The organism is Burkholderia stabilis (assembly GCF_001742165.1).
GTDB lineage: Bacteria > Pseudomonadota > Gammaproteobacteria > Burkholderiales > Burkholderiaceae > Burkholderia > Burkholderia stabilis.
Genome location: NZ_CP016442.1, coordinates 1,512,974 through 1,532,228 on the forward strand (window position 1 = coordinate 1,512,974; position 19,255 = coordinate 1,532,228).

At 68.0% G+C, this 19,255-nt stretch carries 17 protein-coding genes, 1 tRNA gene and 1 riboswitch; of the genes, 15 read left to right on the forward strand and 3 right to left on the reverse strand.

Features of this window, described 5'->3' with window-relative positions:
- Window positions 1–10: 10 nt before the first annotated feature.
- Together BBJ41_RS07035 and BBJ41_RS07040 are read right to left on the reverse strand one after the other, a co-directional pair.
- A complete protein-coding gene (locus BBJ41_RS07035; protein WP_069745903.1) occupies window positions 11–709 on the reverse strand; it encodes a DUF2968 domain-containing protein in 699 nt (232 codons plus the stop codon).
- 115 nt (window positions 710–824) lie between these two features.
- Complete coding sequence (locus tag BBJ41_RS07040; RefSeq protein ID WP_069745904.1) at window positions 825–2,018, reverse strand: gamma-glutamyl-gamma-aminobutyrate hydrolase family protein; 1,194 nt, start codon at window positions 2,016–2,018, stop codon at window positions 825–827.
- Between the two features lie 275 nt (window positions 2,019–2,293).
- Between BBJ41_RS07040 and BBJ41_RS07045 the strand changes: the two genes are divergently transcribed.
- The 8 genes from BBJ41_RS07045 to BBJ41_RS07080 all read left to right on the forward strand — a co-directional run bounded on the left by BBJ41_RS07045 (window position 2,294) and on the right by BBJ41_RS07080 (window position 10,373).
- A complete protein-coding gene (locus tag BBJ41_RS07045; protein ID WP_069745905.1) occupies window positions 2,294–2,974 on the forward strand; it encodes a GntR family transcriptional regulator in 681 nt (226 codons plus the stop codon).
- Between the two features lie 7 nt (window positions 2,975–2,981).
- The gene (locus tag BBJ41_RS07050; protein ID WP_069745906.1) at window positions 2,982–4,355 is read left to right on the forward strand and encodes an amidase; all 1,374 of its coding nucleotides are present in this window, start codon (window positions 2,982–2,984) and stop codon (window positions 4,353–4,355) included.
- Window positions 4,356–4,491: 136 nt separating this feature from the next.
- Entirely contained in the window at window positions 4,492–5,004 is a 513-nt protein-coding gene (locus tag BBJ41_RS07055; protein ID WP_069745907.1) for a disulfide bond formation protein B, read from the forward strand.
- A 637-nt stretch (window positions 5,005–5,641) separates the two neighbouring features.
- A complete protein-coding gene (gene xdhC, locus BBJ41_RS07060) occupies window positions 5,642–6,646 on the forward strand; it encodes a xanthine dehydrogenase accessory protein XdhC (protein WP_069745908.1) in 1,005 nt (334 codons plus the stop codon).
- Window positions 6,647–6,664: 18 nt separating this feature from the next.
- Window positions 6,665–7,690 carry an adenosine deaminase gene (locus tag BBJ41_RS07065; protein WP_069745909.1) on the forward strand — a complete coding sequence of 342 codons (1,026 nt, stop codon included), beginning with the start codon at window positions 6,665–6,667 and terminating at the stop codon, window positions 7,688–7,690.
- Between the two features lie 27 nt (window positions 7,691–7,717).
- Window positions 7,718–8,128: a hypothetical protein gene (locus BBJ41_RS07070; RefSeq protein ID WP_069745910.1), complete on the forward strand. Its 411-nt coding sequence runs from the start codon at window positions 7,718–7,720 to the stop codon at window positions 8,126–8,128.
- Window positions 8,125–9,444, forward strand: a complete 1,320-nt coding sequence (gene guaD, locus BBJ41_RS07075) for a guanine deaminase (RefSeq protein WP_069745911.1) — start codon at window positions 8,125–8,127, stop codon at window positions 9,442–9,444. Before BBJ41_RS07070 ends, guaD begins: the two co-directional genes overlap by 4 nt.
- A gap of 136 nt (window positions 9,445–9,580) precedes the next feature.
- Window positions 9,581–9,723, forward strand: a riboswitch (yybP-ykoY riboswitch).
- A 77-nt stretch (window positions 9,724–9,800) separates the two neighbouring features.
- The gene (locus tag BBJ41_RS07080; protein WP_047900090.1) at window positions 9,801–10,373 is read left to right on the forward strand and encodes a TMEM165/GDT1 family protein; all 573 of its coding nucleotides are present in this window, start codon (window positions 9,801–9,803) and stop codon (window positions 10,371–10,373) included.
- 52 nt (window positions 10,374–10,425) lie between these two features.
- On the opposite strand, the gene BBJ41_RS07085 is transcribed toward BBJ41_RS07080, so the two are convergent.
- The gene (locus BBJ41_RS07085) at window positions 10,426–11,124 is read right to left on the reverse strand and encodes a DUF4136 domain-containing protein (protein WP_069745912.1); all 699 of its coding nucleotides are present in this window, start codon (window positions 11,122–11,124) and stop codon (window positions 10,426–10,428) included.
- Between the two features lie 186 nt (window positions 11,125–11,310).
- Between BBJ41_RS07085 and pepN the strand changes: the two genes are divergently transcribed.
- The 7 genes from pepN (at window position 11,311) to BBJ41_RS07120 (ending at window position 19,189) form a co-directional block, all read left to right on the forward strand.
- Complete coding sequence (pepN, locus tag BBJ41_RS07090) at window positions 11,311–14,004, forward strand: aminopeptidase N (RefSeq protein WP_069745913.1); 2,694 nt, start codon at window positions 11,311–11,313, stop codon at window positions 14,002–14,004.
- 281 nt (window positions 14,005–14,285) lie between these two features.
- A complete protein-coding gene (locus BBJ41_RS07095; RefSeq protein WP_069745914.1) occupies window positions 14,286–15,299 on the forward strand; it encodes a class 1 fructose-bisphosphatase in 1,014 nt (337 codons plus the stop codon).
- A gap of 210 nt (window positions 15,300–15,509) precedes the next feature.
- Window positions 15,510–15,585 (forward strand) — tRNA-Thr (locus tag BBJ41_RS07100).
- 167 nt (window positions 15,586–15,752) lie between these two features.
- Window positions 15,753–16,562, forward strand: coding sequence for a helix-turn-helix transcriptional regulator (locus tag BBJ41_RS07105; RefSeq protein WP_069745915.1), 810 nt, complete (start codon window positions 15,753–15,755; stop codon window positions 16,560–16,562).
- Between the two features lie 165 nt (window positions 16,563–16,727).
- Complete coding sequence (locus BBJ41_RS07110; RefSeq protein ID WP_069745916.1) at window positions 16,728–18,461, forward strand: FAD-dependent oxidoreductase; 1,734 nt, start codon at window positions 16,728–16,730, stop codon at window positions 18,459–18,461.
- Complete coding sequence (locus BBJ41_RS07115) at window positions 18,458–18,670, forward strand: hypothetical protein (protein WP_069745917.1); 213 nt, start codon at window positions 18,458–18,460, stop codon at window positions 18,668–18,670. Before BBJ41_RS07110 ends, BBJ41_RS07115 begins: the two co-directional genes overlap by 4 nt.
- A gap of 264 nt (window positions 18,671–18,934) precedes the next feature.
- Window positions 18,935–19,189 carry a GlsB/YeaQ/YmgE family stress response membrane protein gene (locus BBJ41_RS07120; RefSeq protein WP_027788093.1) on the forward strand — a complete coding sequence of 85 codons (255 nt, stop codon included), beginning with the start codon at window positions 18,935–18,937 and terminating at the stop codon, window positions 19,187–19,189.
- The last annotated feature ends 66 nt before the right edge of the window (window positions 19,190–19,255 follow it).

Consider the following 19,255-nt stretch of genomic DNA (forward strand, 5'->3'; position numbering starts at 1 on the left):
AGACGAATCGTCACTTGCGCATGGGCAACCCCGTTTCGGTCTGCTTCTCGAGTTGCCGCACCTGTTCCTGCAGATCACGCAACTGCACCTGCGCGGCCCGCTTCTCGATCTGCAGCGCCTGCGCCTGCTCCTGCGCCGATTTCTGCCGCTGTGCGACTTCGGCCTGCTGGCTGCGCGCGACGCTCAGGTCGGCCTGCAGCTGCTGCGCACGATTCGCCTGCAGCGCGATCACGCGCTCGAGAAACGCCTTCTGCGCCTCCAGCTCGGTACGGCGAATCTCGACATCGGCGAGTTGCACGGTCTGCTGAACGAAGTTCGCAAACACCATCTCCGCGCGACTCTTCTCCTGCGACCGGATCACGCGCCACAATTGCTTGTCCTGGAACAGCGCGACGTAGTACGTCATCTCGCGCGGATCGAACATCAGGCTCGCGCCGTAGCTGCCGTTGTACGTCGTGCGCATCTCGACGATCCGGCCGTCGTGCAGCAGTTGCGTCAACTCGGCGACGTTGCCTTGCGACGCCGTGCCCGTCGCGGACGCGGCGGTTGCCGCCGGCGCCGCATTGCCGCTCAGGCTCGTGACCGCGGGACGCGTACCGGCGGCAGGCGCGGTCGCGTCGGCGGACCACGCCGCGCCCGCTTGCGTGCAGGCGGCCAGCGCAACGATCCACGTTGCGCATCGTGCTGGGGAAAAATTTCGGAAAGCCAACGTCAGACTCCGGCGAACGAATCGGAACTCGCGATTATCGTTCAAAACAAAACGGCCGCATCTCGAATTAATCGGGACGCGGCCGGCCTTCGGGCAAAGCGGAAAATGCCGCTTGCTAAAGGCGCGTTTCGCGCGCCGCCCGCAGGAACGCATCGAGCAGCGGCGTGCAGTCGAGCAGTTCCGCGCCGCCCGCCCGATGGAACTCGGGGTGCCATTGCACGCCGACGACGAACGGCGAACGCCGGTGGCGGATGCCTTCGATGATCCCGTCGCCGGCCGACACGGCCTCGATGTTCAGATCGCGGCCGAGATCGCGGATCGCCTGATGGTGGATCGAGTTGACGATCGCTTCGCTGCGCCCGGGGAACATGCTCGCGAGCGTCGACGTGTCGGGGAAGCGGATCGCGTGACGATGCTGGTCGTAATGCTCGCTCACGTGCGCATTCGCGGTCGGCACATCGGTGGCGATGTCCTGGTACAGCGAGCCGCCGAACGCGACGTTGATCAACTGGCAACCACGACAGACGCCCAGGACAGGCTTGCCGGATTCGACGAACTCGTGCAGCAGCTCGAGCTCGTACATGTCACGCACGCGATCGCCCGGCCATTCGGGGCGGACGTCCGATGCCGCGTAGGTTTGCGGCGACACGTCGGCGCCGCCTTGCAGCAGCAGGCCGTCGAGATGCTTCGCGTAGTCGCGCAGGCGGATGTTGCTCGGGTGAATCATGCCCTGATGGCCGACGGTCGGAATCATGAACACGAGCACGTCGCGCGACATCACCCAGTGCGCGATCGATTCCTCGAGATACTGCAGCGTCTTGCCGCGCAGCCCCTTCGCACCCGGTTCCGGATGGAAGATCCGCGCCGACACGCCGATGCGCAGCGTGCGCTGCGTAATGCGCTGGCCGGCCCGGTCGAAGAGCCGGCGCGCACGGGCGGCCACGATCCGGCCGAACACCGACCACGGCGTGTCGCTCTGCTTCAGGTAGGCCGGCGGCGCGTTCTGCGCGCTTGCGGGCGGCGGCCGCTGCGTATCGAAATCGGGCGGCGCGCCGAACCCGGGCGGCGGTGCGCCGGGCTTCAACGGCGCGGCGGCGCCATCGCCGGCGGCGATCGTCGAACCCGTCGAGCCCGGTGCACCCGGTTCGGACGCGGCCGTGACCGGCGAGGCACCGTCCACGGCAACGCTTTGCGCGGCGGCCTGCGCTGCCGGCGCATCGGGCGTTTTCGCCGGATCGGGACGGGGAGAATCGGAAGAAGCGGAAAAGGTGCCGGGCAGACCGGCCGGGGAAGGCGTGGTTTCGCTCATGACGATGGTCTGGTACGTCGCTCGCGCGTATGGATTGACGAGGATTCATTATGCTTCAAGTGCGCGATCGCGCGGCGAACCTGCAACATCCTGTCGATATTGTTGCAAGTCGACGTCAAACCGCGCGCCGGAGCATTCGCGCGCCGGCAGCGGCGGCGTGTTGCCGAACGCACTGGACACCAGTGATATATCACAATAATATCCACGCATCGTCCACGCTTCCCGATCGCCTGCGCCATGATCGCGCCCCATTCGGCCGCCGCGCCGCCGCCCGCATGAATGCCTTGACCGACGTCACCCGCGACCATCCCGCCGCGTCGGCAATCAGTCTCGCCGACCGCGCATACACGCTGATCCAGCGCGACATCATCACGATGCGCCTGAAGCCGGGCGCCGCGCTCAACGAGGCCGACCTCGTCGCGCGCACAGGGATCGGCCGCACGCCGGTGCACCAGGCCGTCCATCGGCTCGTGCTCGAAGGGCTGCTGTCCGTGATGCCGCGCAAGGGCCTGATGGTGCAGCCGCTGTCGCTCGACGACATCGTCGCGGTGATCGACGTGCGGCGCATCAACGAAGCGTACTGCGCCGAGCTCGCCGCGCGCCACGCGACGCCCGACGATCTCGCGCGCATGGCCGCGCTGCTCGACGACGGGCAAGCCTGCGTCGACACGCACGACGTCGAAGGCATGATGGAGCTCGACCGCGCGTTCCATCAGGCGATCGCCGCGGCCGCGCGCAATGCGGTTCTCGCCGAGATCCTGCGCGCGCTGCACGAGCGTTCGCTGCGCTTCTGGTTCGTCACGCTGTCCGAACCCCACCATCTCGCCGACGTCCAGCACGAACACCGCGAACTGTTCGAACGGCTGTCCGCGCGCGACGCCGCCGGCGCGCGCACGGCCGTCGAAAGCCATATCGATTCGTTCCGCTCCACGCTTCTTCAACATCTTCGCCCCTGAGCCGACCATGACCACTTTCACGCCCTTCCCCCCGCTCGCCCAGCTCGCCGCCGACCTCGCCGCCGGCCGGACCACGAGCCGCGCGCTCGTCGACACCGCGCTCGACCGGATCGCCGATCCGTCGGGCCAGGGCGCCGTCGTCTTCACCGAAGTCGATGCCGACAACGCGCGCGCCGCCGCCGACGCACACGACCGCCTGCGCGCCGCGGGCACCGTGTTGTCGCCGCTCGCGGGCATCCCCGTGTCGGTCAAGGACCTGTTCGACGTCGCGGGCCAGGTGACGCGCGCCGGTTCGCGCGTGCTCGACGGCGCGCCGGCCGCCAGCACCGACGCAGTCGCGGTCGCACGGCTCAAGCGGGCGGGCGCGGTGCTGGTCGGCCGCACGAACATGAGCGAGTTCGCGTTCTCGGGGCTCGGGCTGAATCCGCACTTCGGCAATCCGCGCTCGCCGTACCACCGCGACGTGCCGGGCGATGCACGGATTTCCGGCGGCTCGTCGTCGGGTGCGGGCGCATCGGTCGCCGACGGGATGGCTGCCGTCGCGCTCGGCACCGACACGGGCGGCTCGATCCGCATTCCGGCCGCGCTGTGCGGGCTGACGGGCTTCAAGCCGACCGCGAGCCGGATTCCGACGCAAGGCGGCGTGCCGCTGTCGACGACGCTCGACTCGTTCGGGCCGATCGGCCTGTCCGTCGCATGCTGCGCGCTCGTCGACCGGATGCTCGCGGGCCTGGAGCCGCACGTGCCGGCCGCGCGGCCGCTCGAAGGCGTGCGGCTCGGCGTGCTGACGAACTACGTGACCGATGGTGTCGATGCCGACGTCGCGGCCGCGCTCGACACCGCGCTCAAGCATCTCGAAGCCGCCGGCGCGATCGTCACGGAGGTGCGCTTCCCCGCGCTCGACCGGCTGCCGGACATCAACCGCTTCGGCTTCTCGCCGATCGAGGCGTACGCGTGGCATCGCCCGCTGCTCGCGCAGCATCGCGACCAGTACGACCCGCGCGTACTCACCCGCATCCTGAAAGGCGAGCCCGCGAGCGCGGCCGATTATCTCGACCTGCTCGCCGCGCGCACCGCGATGCTCGACGAGGCCGCGCACACCGTCTGGGCGCGCTTCGATGCACTCGTTGCGCCGACGGTGCCGGTCGTGCCGCCGCGAATCGCCGACCTCGAAGCGGACGACGCGTTCACGCGCACCAATGCGCTGATCCTGCGCAACCCGAGCGCGTTCAACTTCCTCGACGCGTGCTCGCTGTCGCTGCCGTGCCACCCGCGCGACGCGGCACCGGTCGGCCTGATGCTCGCGGCGGCGCCGCATCGCGACGACGCGCTGCTCTCGATCGGCCAGTCGGTCGAGGCCGTGCTCAATACGATCCGCTGACCGCGCAAGCCGACCGGCGGCGGGCGACGCGCGGTGCGGCAGGGTGCCGCACGCGCGCTGTCAGTTTCGTGCCAGACCGTTCGCGCTAAAATCGCGCGATTGTTTTCCGGACCGACCGACGAGGAACCCCGCCGACATGAACGACTACACGCTTGCACTACGCCGCGAACGCCGCCTGCTGATGCTGCTCGGCTGGATCTGCATCGCGCTGCTGGCCGGTGCGCTGTACCTGCAGTACGTGAAGAACGAAGATCCGTGCCCGCTGTGCATCATCCAGCGCTACTTCTTTGCCGCGATCGGGATCTTCGCGTTCCTGGCCGCCGGGATCCGCAACTGGCGCGGCGTCTGGGTGCTCGAGCTGCTGATCGCGATCGCCGCGGCCGGCGGCGTCGGCACGGCCGCGCGACACCTGTCGATCCAGATGAATCCGGGCTTCAGCTGCGGCTTCGACACGCTGCAGCCGATCGTCGACAGCCTGCCGCCCGCGCAGTGGTTCCCCGGCATGTTCAAGGTCGCCGGGCTGTGCGAAACCGTCTATCCGCCGATCCTCGGCATCCTGCTGCCCGGCTGGTCGCTGATCGGCTTCGCCGCGATCCTGCTTGCCGTCGTCGCGAGCCTCTGGCGCCATCGCCGCAAGCTCGTGGCCTGACCGGCCGACCGGTTTCGCGCCGCCTCGCGTGCGGCCCGATCAGTCGCGCCGCGCACCGTCGGCGCGCCATTGCCCGGCCCCGCCAGGCGCTTTCGCCGGCAGCGCCGGCCGGCTGCACCAGGCCGGCCGCGTGTAAACACCTACCCCGCCGCCGCCCGGATTTCCGGGCCGGCGCGCGTCGCGCGACTTCCGCGCCCACGCCCCGCCACGCAAGCGTTTCGGCCCGATGTACACGCATCGATGCCCCGATCCCGCGCGGCGGGCCTATGATCGACATGATCGCCTCCTGATAGCCCGGATCACCGCCCGGCAATGTTCCCGCTGCCTCGCGGTGCTATCTTCGCGACTGGATGGCGATCTACGTGCGCGAGGCCAGGCGGTCTCACCACCCCTGCGTAACGCGCGCCCGATCCGCAATGTCGAGTGAATTCATCATGACAACGCAAACCATCCGCATCCGTCACCCTCATGGCGTCCGCGTGTCCCGCGGTGCCGTTCGCGCGCGCATCCGGCGCGCTGCCGCCGCACCGCATCAGCCGTGCGGCCGGCCTGCCCCGCTCCCGTCCGTTCTCGTTGCCGCCGCGTCCGCCAGCCCGCGCCGCGTGTCGTGCCGCGTCGTTTCGAACGGAGCGCGCTGATGGAAGCCTGGCTCGGCGATCTGCAGCAACTTCTCGCGCACGGCGAAGCGGCCGTGCTCGTGACGGTCGCGCACACCGACGGCTCCGCGCCGCGCGAAGCCGGCACCAAGATGCTCGTCACGCGTGACATGGCCCGCCATACGATCGGCGGCGGTCATCTGGAATGGAAGGCGATCGAAACCGCCCGGCATCTGCTGAAGGATGGCGCGCACGTATCCCACGCGCGCAGGCTCGAACGGTTCGCGCTTGGCCCGAGCCTCGGCCAGTGTTGCGGCGGCGCGGTCGTGCTCGCATTCGAGCGGCTCGACGTCGGTGATCTCGGCTGGATCATGTCGCTCGCGAAACGCGTCGCGGCGGGCGCCGCGACCGTGCGTAGCGTATCATTCGGCCCCTCGCCGGGCGCGCCGCTGCTGAGCGAGCCCGAATCGCCGGCCGCGCGTGCCGATTGCCTGTTGTGGGAAACCGGCGGCGTATCGCTGATGACCGAAACGATCGCGCCGTATGCGTTCCCCGTCATGCTGTTCGGCGCCGGGCACATCGGCACCGCGCTCGTGAAGGTGCTCGCGACGCTGCCGTGCCACGTGCGCTGGATCGACGGGCCTGACGCGGTGTTCCCGCCGGCGCAAGCGCTCGCCGGCATCGGCAATCTCGCGATCGACGCGGCCGCTGCCCCGGCCGACGCCGTCGACACGGCGCCGCCGCAGTCCTACTTCGTCGTGATGACGCACGACCACGCACTCGATTTCGTGCTGGCCGAGCGCATCCTGCGACGCGGCGACTACGCCTACTTCGGGATGACCGGCTCGCACGCGAAACGTGCGCAGTTCGATCATCGCCTCGCGGCGATCGGCATCGACCCGGCCCAGGTCGCGCGAATGCGCTGCCCGATCGGTGTCGAAGGCATCATCGACAAGGCGCCCGAAGTGATCGCGATCTCGGTGGCTGCGCAGTTGCTGCAGGCCGTCGAGGCGAACGCGCCCGCGCTGGCTTCCCCTACACACTGACCGACCAAGAACGACGCCATGACCCCGACATTCAAGGACAAGATTGCCCGCGCGCCGAAAGCGGAGCTGCACATCCATATCGAAGGCTCGCTCGAGCCCGAACTGATTTTCGCGCTCGCGCAGCGCAACGGCGTGAAGCTCGCGTACGACTCGATCGACGCGCTGCGCGCGGCGTACGCGTTCACCGACCTGCAGTCGTTCCTCGACATCTATTACGCAGGCGCGAGCGTGCTGCTGACCGAGCAGGATTTCTACGACATGACGGCCGCGTACTGCGAACGCGCGCTGGCCGACCACGTCGCCCATACCGAGCTGTTCTTCGACCCCCAGACGCACACCGAGCGCGGCGTGCCGATCGAGACGGTCGTCGCCGGCATCGAACGCGCACTCGCCGATGCCGAGCAGCGCGGGCTGTCGAGCAAGCTGATCCTGTGTTTCCTGCGCCACTTGTCCGAAGAGGACGCGCTCGCGACGTTCGAATCCGCATTGCCGCTGTTCGAGCGCTATCGCCATCGCCTGATCGGCGTGGGCCTCGATTCGTCCGAGCTCGGCCATCCGCCGACGAAATTCGCGCGCGTGTTCGAAAAAGCGCGTGCGCTCGGGCTGAAGCTCGTCGCGCATGCGGGCGAGGAAGGCCCGCCCGCCTACATCTATGAAGCACTCGACGTGCTGAAGGTCGACCGGATCGACCATGGCGTGCGCAGCATCGAGGACGCGGCGCTCGTCGAGCGCCTCGCCGCGACGCGCACGGCGCTCACCGTGTGCCCGCTGTCGAACCTGAAGCTGTGCGTGTTCGACGACATGGCGAAGCACACGCTGAAGGCGCTGCTCGATCGCGGCGTCGCCGTGACGATCAACTCCGACGATCCGGCCTATTTCGGCGGCTACGTCAACGAAAACTACTTCGCGACGGTCGCGGGGCTGCAGCTCACGGATGCCGAAGTCCATGCGGTGATCCGCAACGGCTTCGAGGCGTCGTTCGTCGAACCGGCGCAACGCGACGCGCTGATCGCGCGCCTCGACGCGTACTGGCAGGCCGCGTGACGGCTGGCATCGAGGTGCGCTAGACAGATGAAACACGGCAACGGCATCCGCTTCGCGAACTCCGGTCCGGCATTGCGCCGGGCGGGTCGCGTGCGTCTGTATGCGCCAGGCATGAACGCGCGCCGCTCGGGCGTCGCACGCGTGGCGGCGAAGCTGTTCGTCGCCGCCCGCCGGCGCCTGCTGCCGTGGCTTGCCATGCCGTTCGCCGCCGCATCGATCGCGATCGCCAGCGCAGGCAGGTTCGCCGGCAGTCACGCGCCGGCGGCCGCCACGTTCGCCCGCGCAATCGCCTCCGGCCGTGCCGCACACAGCGTGGCGCGGTCACTCGCGAAACGCCGCCCCGCCCCCGCGCGGGCGTCGCCATCCATGCCGTCGCCCGCGCGGCGTCGCTCGCTTTCTTCTGTTCGCCTTACCTTGATGCAGGACCATTCGTCATGACGCAAACCGCTTTTCGTTCCCAACTGCTGACCTTCAACGGCGACCCGGCACAATCGAGCCAGGCCGCGAACTACGAGACCGACGGCCTCCTGATCGTCGACGACGGCAAGGTCGTCGCGGCCGGCCCGTATGCGCAGCTCGCCGCGACGCTCGCGCGCGACGCGATCGTCCATGACCTGCGCGACAAGCTGATCGTGCCCGGCTTCATCGACACGCACATCCACTATCCGCAGACGGACATGATCGCGTCGCCGGCGCCGGGCCTGTTGCCGTGGCTCGACAAGTACACGTTCCCGACCGAGCGCCAGTTCGGCGACCCCGAGCATGCGCGCGAAGTCGCCGACTTCTTCGTCGACGAACTGCTCGCCTGCGGCACGACGAGCGCGCTCGTCTACTGCACGGTGCACAAGCAGTCGGCCGATGCGCTGTTCGCGGCGAGCGACGCGCGCGACCTGCGGATGATCGCGGGCAAGGTGCTGATGGACCGCAACTGCCCCGAATTCCTGCGCGACACCGCGCAATCGGGTTACGACGACAGCGCCGAGCTGATCGGCCGCTGGCACGGCAAGGGCCGCCAGATGTACGCGCTCACGCCGCGTTTCGCACCGACCTCGACCGAGGCACAGCTCGAAGCGTGCGGCGAACTCGCGCGCCGCCATCCGGACGTGTTCGTGCAGAGCCACGTCGCGGAAAACGTCGACGAGGTGAAATGGGTGGCCGAGCTGTTCCCCGGCCATCGCAGCTATCTCGACATCTACGACCGCTACGGGCTGCTGCGTCCGCGCGCGGTGTACGGCCACTGCATCCACCTCGACGACGAGGACCGCCGCCGGATGGCCGAGACGCGCACCGTCGTCGCGCACTGCCCGACGTCGAACTTCTTCCTCGGCAGCGGGCTGTTCGATTTCGACAAGGCCGGCGAACACGACGTGCCCGTCACGCTCGCGACCGACGTCGGCGGCGGCACGTCGTTCTCGATGCTGCAGACGATGAACGAAGCGCACAAGGTTGCGCGGCTGTCGGGCCACCACCTGACCGCGACGCGGATGTTCTGGCTCGCGACGGCCGGCGCCGCGCAGGCGCTCGACCTCGCCGACACGGTCGGCACGCTCGAGCCGCGCACCGAGGCCGACTTCGTCGTGCTCGATCCGCAGGCCACGCCGCTGCTCGCGCGCCGCACGAAGCGCGCGGATTCGCTCGAGGAACTGCTGTTCGCGTTCGCGCTGCTCGGCGACGACCGCGCGGTGTACCGCACCTATGCGGCCGGCGCACTCGTCCACGAACGCGGCGCCGCACGCCGCTCCGCAGCCGCGTAACGGCCCGCCGGGCACCGTCCCGGCGTGCGCGGGCATCCGCCGCCGCGCATGCCGGGCCGCCGAAGGCGCCACGCGCCCGGTGTTTCCCGCCACGCCGCGAGGCCGCTTTCCCGCGCGCGACGCGCCGTGCTAGAATTCGCCGCTCATTGGGGAGTAGCCGCTCCGCTCGATGCCTCGCGCCAACGGCGCGCATCGTGACGGAGGCGTCCGTCAACAGACTTGGCCGTTCGTTCGGCCATGGCGGACGCAGCCACCTAGGCCTGGCGAGACCGATGGTTCACAGTGCGCCGCATCAGGGCCCGGCGCGCCGTGGATCGTCGCTCGCACGCACAACATCGGCCCGCGGAACCCCACACGTGTCCCAAGCCTTCCTGATCTCCACCGGCGCCGTCGCCCTCGCTGAAATCGGCGACAAGACCCAACTGCTTTCCCTCGTGCTGGCCGCGCGTTATCGCAAGCCGGTGCCGATCATCCTCGGCGTGCTCGTCGCGACGCTCGTCAATCACGGTTTCGCAGGCGCGCTCGGCGAATGGCTCGGCGCGCTCGTCACGCCGTCGATCATGCGCTGGGCGCTCGCATTCTCGTTCATCGCGATGGGGTTGTGGATCCTCGTGCCGGACAAGCTCGATGCCGACGAAGCCAACGCCAACCGCTCGCGGCTCGGCGTGTTCGGCGCGACCCTCGTGGCGTTCTTCCTCGCGGAGATGGGCGACAAGACGCAGATCGCGACCGTCGCGCTGGCCGCGCGCTTTCAGGACTATATCGGCGTCGTGGCCGGCACGACGTTCGGGATGATGCTCGCGAACGTGCCCGCGATCCTGCTCGGCGACCGCTTCGCGCACCGCCTGCCGACGAAGCTCGTGCACGGGATCGCGGCCGTGCTGTTCGTGGTGCTCGGCGCGCTGGCGCTGCTCGGTATCGGGGTCTGACGGACGGATGTAGCCGGCGCGGCCGGGCGGCCGCGCCGATGCGGGCGCTGCGTTACTTCGCGACCGCCGCGCCCGACGCCGGGGGAGCCGGCACCGCGCGCTCGTTGGCGGCCGGCGCCGCCGGCCCGCCGCGCTTGTCGACCGGCAACCGGACCGAACGGACCGAGCCGTTCGACAGCGGGAAATCGGCGAGCGCGCTGCGGGCGAGGAACGGCATCGCATACAGCAGCGTGCCGTTGTCGCCGGTCGTACGCGCGGACACGTTGTAGACCTCCTTGCCCGTTGCGCGCTCGGTGATGCGGATGCCGAGCGTGTAGTCGAACACCTGATACGTCTGCGCGACGTAGCCGGCCGGCATCGGCCCCCAGGGGCCCCACGGACCCCACGGCCCGCGCCGCCAGTACGGCCCGGGCGCGAACCACGGATCGTAGTAGACCGGCTGCGGCACCGTCACGAGATCGCTGCCGACCGTGTAGGTCAGCCCGACGAGATACCGCGCCTGCGCCTGCGGCACCTGCCGGAACGCATACGCGGACAGCTCGCTCGCGACGATCGGCTCGTAGGTCGATTGCTCGATACTGTTTTTCTGCGCATCGGTGCGCGTGAACGCATAGGTGCGTGTCGCGTCGCTGCCGCTCCAGTCGGAGAAGGCCGTGACCTGGGTCGTCACGTAGCTGGTGCAGCCGGTCAGCAGCGCCACGCACAGCACCGCCGCCCAGCCCGCACCGCGTTGAATCCATTCGCGTTTCATGTTGATCCTCGTCGATCCGTCACCCATCCGTCGCACCGCGCGAACCGGACGGGATGCCGATAATACGCGGACTGCCGGAACCGGTAAAAAGTTCGCCCGGCACGCAGCCGCAAGGCTTTGTACAATGGCCCGGTTCGCCCGGCCCGTGCCGCGGGCCCGTCCCCCACTCCACCGATCTCGACGACCATGTCCGACAACGCTTCCTCCACCGTGATCCGCCGCGCCGACTACACGCCGCCGGCCTTCCTCATCGATTCCGTCGCGCTCGAATTCGATCTCGCACCGGCCCGCACGATCGTCAGGAATACGATGCGCGTGCGCCGCAATCCGGATGCCGCGCCGGCGCCGCACCTGGAACTGCTGGGCGAGGCGCTCGAATTCCTCGGCGCACGGCTGGACGGCGCGCCGCACGGCGCCGTGCGCGCGCACGAGCACGGGCTGACCGTCGAGAACGTCCCCGATGCGTTCGAGCTGACGCTCGAAAGCGCATGCGCGCCCGACCAGAATACGACGCTGTCGGGCCTCTACGTGTCGAGCGGCAACTTCTTCACGCAGTGCGAAGCCGAGGGCTTTCGCCGCATCACCTACTTCCTCGACCGTCCCGACGTGATGGCGTCGTACACGGTCACGCTGCGCGCCGACAAGGCCGCTTACCCGGTGCTGCTGTCGAACGGCAACCTCGTCGATTCGGGCGACCTGCCCGACGGCCGTCACTTCGCGAAGTGGGAAGACCCGTTCCGCAAGCCGAGCTACCTGTTCGCGCTCGTCGCGGGCAAGCTCGTCGCGATCGAGGAAAAGATCACGAGCGGCTCCGGCAAGGAAAAGCTGCTGCAGGTGTGGGTCGAACCGGCCGATCTCGACAAGACGCGTCACGCGATGGATTCGCTGATCCACTCGATCCGCTGGGACGAAAAGCGCTTCGGCCTCGAGCTCGATCTCGACCGCTTCATGATCGTCGCGGTCGGCGATTTCAACATGGGCGCGATGGAAAACAAGGGGCTCAACATCTTCAACACGAAGTACGTGCTGGCGAACCCCGAAACCGCGACCGACACCGATTTCGCGAACATCGAATCGGTGGTCGGCCACGAGTATTTCCACAACTGGACCGGCAACCGCGTGACCTGCCGCGACTGGTTCCAGCTGAGCCTGAAGGAAGGCCTGACCGTGTTCCGCGACCAGGAATTCTCGGCCGACATGGCCGCGGGCGACGAGATCGACTCGGCGGCCCGCGCGGTCAAGCGCATCGAGGACGTGCGCGTGCTGCGCCAGCTGCAGTTCGCCGAGGACGCGGGCCCGATGGCGCATCCGGTGCGCCCGGAGAGCTACGTCGAAATCAACAACTTCTACACGATGACCGTCTACGAAAAAGGCTCGGAAGTCGTGCGGATGTACCAGACGCTGTTCGGCCGCGACGGCTTCCGCAAGGGGATGGACCTGTATTTCAAGCGCCATGACGGCCACGCGGTGACCTGCGACGACTTCCGTCACGCCATGGCCGACGCGAACGGGCGCGACCTCGCGCAGTTCGAGCGCTGGTACAGCCAGGCCGGCACGCCGCGCGTGTCGGTGCGCACCGCGTACGACGCAGCCGCGCGCCGCTATACGGTCACGCTCGCGCAGGGTTACGGCGACGCGTCGCCGGCCGCGCGCGAAACGCAGCAGGGGCCGCTGCTGATTCCGTTCGCGATCGGCCTGATCGGCCGCGACGGCCGCGACCTGCCGCTGCGTCTGGACGGCGAAGCCGCCGCATCGGGCACGACGCGCGTGCTCGACTTCACCGACACCGAGCAGACCTTCACGTTCGTCGACGTGCCGGAAGCGCCGCTGCCATCGCTGCTGCGCAACTTCTCGTCGCCGGTGATCGTCGAGTACGACTACAGCGACGACGACCTCGCCTTCCTGCTCGCGCACGACAGCGATCCGTTCAACCGCTGGGAGGCCGGCCAGCGCCTCGCGACGCGTGCACTGCTGACGCTCGCCGCACGCGCTGGCGCGAACGAGCCGCTCACGCTCGGCGAGAACTTCATCGCCGCGTTCCGCCGCGTGCTGACCGACGCGACGCTGTCGCCGGCGTTCCGCGAACTCGCGCTGACGCTGCCGTCGGAAACCTATCTCGCCGACCAGATGGCCGAAGCCGACCCGGCCGCCGTGCATCGCGCGCGCCTGTTCGTGCGCCGCCGGCTCGCAACCGAGCTGCGCGCCGACTGGCTCGCCGCGTACGAGCAGCACCAGACGCCCGGCGCATACGAGCCGACGCCGGAAGCTTCCGGCCGCCGTGCGCTGAAGAACCTCGCGCTCGCGTACCTCGCGGAGCTCGACGATCCGGCCGACGCCGTGCGCCTCGCGACCGCGCAGTACGACGCGGCGAACAACATGACCGATCGCGCGGCTGCGCTCGGCGCGCTGCTGTCCGCCGCGGCCGCGGGCGCGAACGAGCCGGCCGAGCATGCGCTCGACGACTTCTACCGCCGCTTCGACAAGGAAGCGCTCGTGATCGACAAGTGGTTCGCGATGCAGGCCGCCCAGCGCGGCACGCCCGCGCAGCCGACGCTCGCGAAGGTTCGCAAGCTGCTCGCGCACCCGGCCTTCAACCTGAAGAACCCGAACCGCGCACGCTCGCTGATCTTCAGCTTCTGCGCGGCCAACCCCGCGCAATTCCACGCGGCGGACGGCTCGGGTTACGCGTTCTGGGCCGAACAGGTGCTCGCGCTCGACGCGATCAATCCGCAGGTCGCCGCGCGCCTCGCGCGCTCGCTCGAACTGTGGCGCCGCTTCACGCCCGCGCTGCGCGACCGGATGCGCGAAGCGCTCGAGCAGGTCGCCGCCGGTGCGAAATCGCGCGACGTGCGCGAGATCGTCGAGAAAGCGCTCGCCTGACGCGATCGACCGCATCGCGCTTGCGCGATCAAGCCGGCGCCGCCTTGTTGCGGCGCCGGCTTTTTTATTGCGCGCGCGCCGCCGGAACCGGGCGCAATCGCGGGGTCTGACCGCGCGGTTTGCCGCCTCAACCGCCCGCGCCCTGCCCGTCGCCCGCCCCGGCCATCGAGCCGATCCGCCCGTCCGGGCATGTAACCGGACGAAAAAAGCCGGCGGCCCGGGAGGCGCGACGGGTAAAATTGCGGCCATTCAAGGATTCTTTTGGCCTTTCGGAGTCTGTCATGTCCATTGCCCGCCGCACCACGCTGTCGAAGTTCCTGATCGAACAGCAACGTGAGACCAACAACCTCCCCGCCGACCTGCGCCTGCTGATCGAAGTCGTCGCACGCGCGTGCAAGGCGATCAGCTACAACGTGTCGAAGGGCGCGCTCGGCGAAGCGCTCGGCACCGCCGGCAGCGAGAACGTCCAGGGCGAAGTGCAGAAGAAGCTCGACATCCTGTCGAACGAAATCCTGCTCGACGCGAACGAATGGGGCGGCAACCTCGCCGCGATGGCATCGGAAGAAATGGAAACGTTCTTCCCGATCCCCGCGAACTACCCGCGCGGCGAATACCTGCTCGTGTTCGACCCGCTCGACGGCTCGTCGAACATCGACGTGAACGTGTCGATCGGCACGATCTTCTCGGTGCTGCGGTGCCCGGACGGCAAGCAGGCAACCGAGGAATCGTTCCTGCAGCCGGGCACGCAGCAGGTCGCGGCCGGCTACGCGGTCTACGGCCCGCAAACGGTGTTCGTGCTGACGACCGGCAACGGCGTGAACTGCTTCACGCTCGACCGCGAAGTCGGCTCGTGGGTGCTCACGCAGAGCAACATGCAGATCCCGGTCGACACGCGCGAATACGCGATCAACGCATCGAACGCGCGCCACTGGTACGAGCCGGTCAAGCGCTACGTCGACGAGTTGAACGCCGGCAAGGACGGCCCGCGCGGCGACAACTTCAACATGCGCTGGATCGCATCGATGGTCGCCGACGTGCACCGTATCCTGAATCGCGGCGGCATCTTCATGTACCCGGCCGACAAGCGCACGCCCGATCGTCCGGGCAAGCTGCGCCTGATGTACGAAGCGAACCCGATGTCGTTCATCGTCGAACAGGCGGGCGGCGCCGCGACGACCGGCACGCAGCGCATCATGGAAGTGCAGCCCACGGGCCTGCACCAGCGCGTGCCCGTGTTCCTCGGTTCGAAGAACGAAGTCGAGCGCGTCACCGGCTATCACGACGACGCGAAATAATTTGCACTGCAGCACTGGACGGAGGCACGGCACGCAAGTACAATCGCGCCTCGCGATGTGGCCCTGACCGGTTGCATCGCCGTGAAGTGAAAGCGGGAAGTCCGCCGGATCGATGGTTTCGCGAAACATCAGCAGCAACAAGCTGAAAAAAATTTCGCAAAACCTATTGCCAAGATCTCGGATTTCACCATATAATTTCATTTCTCTGCTGCCGGTGTAGCTCAGTTGGTAGAGCAGCGCATTCGTAATGCGAAGGTCGTAGGTTCGACTCCTATCTCCGGCACCAAGACATAAAGGTCTGACAAGCATCGCTTGTCAGACCTTTTCTCTTTTCCGGCGCCGAAATCGTGCGTCCGCCTTCTCCCCGCGTCATTGCTTGCGGGCATCTCCCGACTCCCGCATCGCACGCCGCCGATTACAATCGCCGGACCACTCCGCCCTTTCCCCCGCATCATGCGCACCTGGCGTCTCGAGCGACCGAATCTCACCGGGCAACTGGATGTGTCCCGCGCGACAGGCCTCGTCGCCGCGATCGGCGACACCGAGCCGAACGCATTCGCGACCGAAGTCCTGAAGCTGTTCGACGATGCGCTGTCCGTCACGCAGTGCACGATCTTCGCGTATGAATTCAGCAACCGTCCGCGCACGATGTCGGTCGCCGATCATCGCGGCGGCCGTTACCTGCGCGACATCGCCGACACCTACGCACGACACTTCTACGCACTCGACGGCAACCAGCAGATCGTGTCGACCGCACCTCGCGGCACACACCAACACGATCTGCTGCTGCATCACCAGGCCGGCAACGAAATCGGCCACGAAGCGTATCGCGCGGCCTGCTATCGCGGACCCGACGTGTCCGACCGGCTCGCGCTGCTGATGCAGCCCGACGATGCGATCTGGTTGTCGATCAACCTGTACCGCGCCGATCGCAGCGGCGCATTCCAGCCGCGCGAGATCACGGTGATCGAAACGCTCGCGCCGCTGATCGCTCATGCTGCGAAACATCACTACGCGCTAGCCGGCGCGACGCAGACCGGCATCCCGTCGTCGATGCTCGCCCGGCTGCGCAGTGCGTGCCCCGCGCTATCCAAACGCGAACTCGACGTGCTGCGCGGCGTACTCGAAGGTCAAACCGCACACGAGATCGGCGAGACGATCGGCGTGAAGGCATCGAGCGTCGTGACCTACCAGAAGCGCGCGTACCGGCGCCTCGGCATCACGAGCCAGCGCGAGCTGTTTGCGCTGTGCCTGCAGCGCTGATCCGTATCGGCCTGCACTGAGCCATCGCGGCCACCCATCCTTCCTCCCGCTGTACCCCGAATGGGGACAACGAAGTCCCGGCCGGCTTCCATACTGCATCGACCTGTTGCGCGCATCGCAGCGTCGATGCGTACGCGTCGAACCAGACCACCCTGGAAACCAACGATGGACATCGAATTCAAGCCCTACCCGTTCGTCGCCGAGCGGCATCCCGCGCATCTGCCGGCCTGCGACGACGGCGTCGATACGCGCCGGCATCGCGTCGCGATCGTCGGCGGCGGCCCTGTCGGCCTCGCCGTCGCGCTCGGTCTCGCGAACCACGGCATCCGCAGCGTACTGATCGAGGCCGACGATTCGGTCTGCCACGGCAGCCGCGCGATCTGCATCTCGCGGCGCAGCCTCGAGATCATCGAACGGCTCGGCGCGCTCGACGATTTCCTGCGCGTCGGGCTGCCGTGGACCGGTGGACGCAGCTTCTACCGGCACGATGAAGTGCTGCATTTCACGATGCCGCAGGACGAGAACCAAAAGCTGCCGCCAATGGTGAATCTCGCGCAGTACCACATCGAACAGTTCCTGCTCGACGCCGCGCTGCGCCGTCCCGAACTGATCGAGATCCGCTGGCAGTCGAAGGTCGCTCACGTAACGCAGCAGCCGGACGGCGTGCGTCTCGACATCGACACGCCGCTCGGCGGCTATGCGCTCGACGCCGACTGGGTCGTCGCATGCGACGGCGGACGCAGCACGATGCGCGACGCGCTCGGCCTGTCGCTTCAGGGCACAAGCTACGAAGGCCGCTACGTGATCGTCGACATCGCGCTCGACAGCGACCGGCCGACCGAACGGCTCGCCTATTTCGATCCGTCGTCGAACCCGGGCTCGACCGTGCTCGTCCACAAGCAGCCCGACAACGTGTGGCGGATCGACTACCAGTTGCGCGACGACGAGGATGCCGACGCGGCCGTGAAACCCGAGAACGTGATCCCGCGCGTGCAGAACCTGCTCGACATGATGGGCGAGCGCGGCGACTGGTCGCCGATCTGGATCACGATCTACAAGGCGAATGCGCTGACGCTCGAACGCTACCGGCACGGCCGCGTGCTGTTCTGCGGCGACGCCGCGCATCTCGTGCCGATCTTCGGCGTACGCGGCGCGAATTCTGGCATCGACGACGCCGACAACGTTGCATGGAAGCTCGCATACGCGATCCGCGGCCTCGCGTCGGACGCGCTGCTCGACAGCTACTCGGACGAGCGCGTGTTCGCGACGCACGAGAACCTGCGCTACGGCACGAAGAGCACCGAGTTCATGGCACCGCCGTCATTCGCATTCGAACTGATGCGCAAGGCCGTGCTGACACTCGCGGTTCGGCATCCGGCGCTGCGCTCGCTGATCAACCCGCGCCAGACATCGGCGATTGCGTATGCAACGTCGCCGCTCAACGCGGCCGAACGCGACGCCTTCGCGGCCGGCCCGGCGCCCGGCACCGTGCTCGCGGAATGCCCGCTGATGCTCTGCACGGCGCTCGAGGGCGGCACACGTCGCGGCCATCTGACCGACCTCGTCGCCCCGCGCTTCACCGCGTTCTGCTTCACGGCCGATGGCGTACCCGATCCGTCGCTGGTCGATCTCGAACGGCGCCTGCAGGACGCACCTATACCTTTCGCGCTCGTCACGCTCGCACGGCATGCGGCGTCGCAGCACCCGGCCTGCCGCGGCCATGATGAAGACGGCCGGCTGTTCGACCTGTACGGCGCGCGCGACGGCACCGTCTATCTGGTGCGCCCGGACGGGCACGTACTCGGCCGCTGGCACGACGCACGCGCCGACGATGTAGCCGCCGCGCTCGAACGCGCGCTCCATCCGGTCGCGTCAACCCATCTTCAGGAGACCGCATGATGACCGACGCCGAACGCGATACCCACTACACCGCCCTGTGCCACACGATGACGCGTATCGGCGAAGCCGACGCACCGCTCTTTCTCGCCCGCTTCGCACTGCTGTCGATCGAGGCGATCGGCGATGCCGCAACCATCGCACGGTTGATCGCCGACGCAAGCGACGGACTACCCGACACGTGCAAGCCGGCAACGACGCACACACGATGAAGCGTCTGGCCGGCCGGCTTCGCCGGCGGCCACTTTCTTACAAACTCATTTCGACGCGCATCGTCCGCGCACGCACCGCGCTGTGAGCAGACAAATTTCCTGGAAAATCGGCTTAAGGGTGCATAACATTACTTAACGATTCTGACCCGTCTATCGCGTTACATTGCGTGGGCGGCGCGGCGGGTCGCAATGCCGCCTTCACCCAGCTTGCGGCGCGACAGCCGGCGTCCGGTCATTTCGACTCAACCCAAGGAGAGGACCACCATGACTCATGGCTTGATTATGTGGCTCATCATCGGCGCGATCGCCGGCTGGCTTGCAGGACTGCTCGTCAAGGGCGGCGGCTTCGGCCTGATCGTCGACATCATCGTCGGGATCGTCGGCGCGGTGATCGGAGGCTGGCTGGCCGGGCTGCTCGGCATCAGCATCGGCAGCGGCTTCATCGGCTCGGTGATCGTCGCGGTCGTCGGCGCGGTGATTCTGCTGTTCGTGATCCGGCTATTCAAGCGAGCGGCCTGACGATTCTCTCCACGCGCCTTCGGGCGCGTTTTCGCATCAGGCCGGCGCGCGGCGTGTACGCCGCGC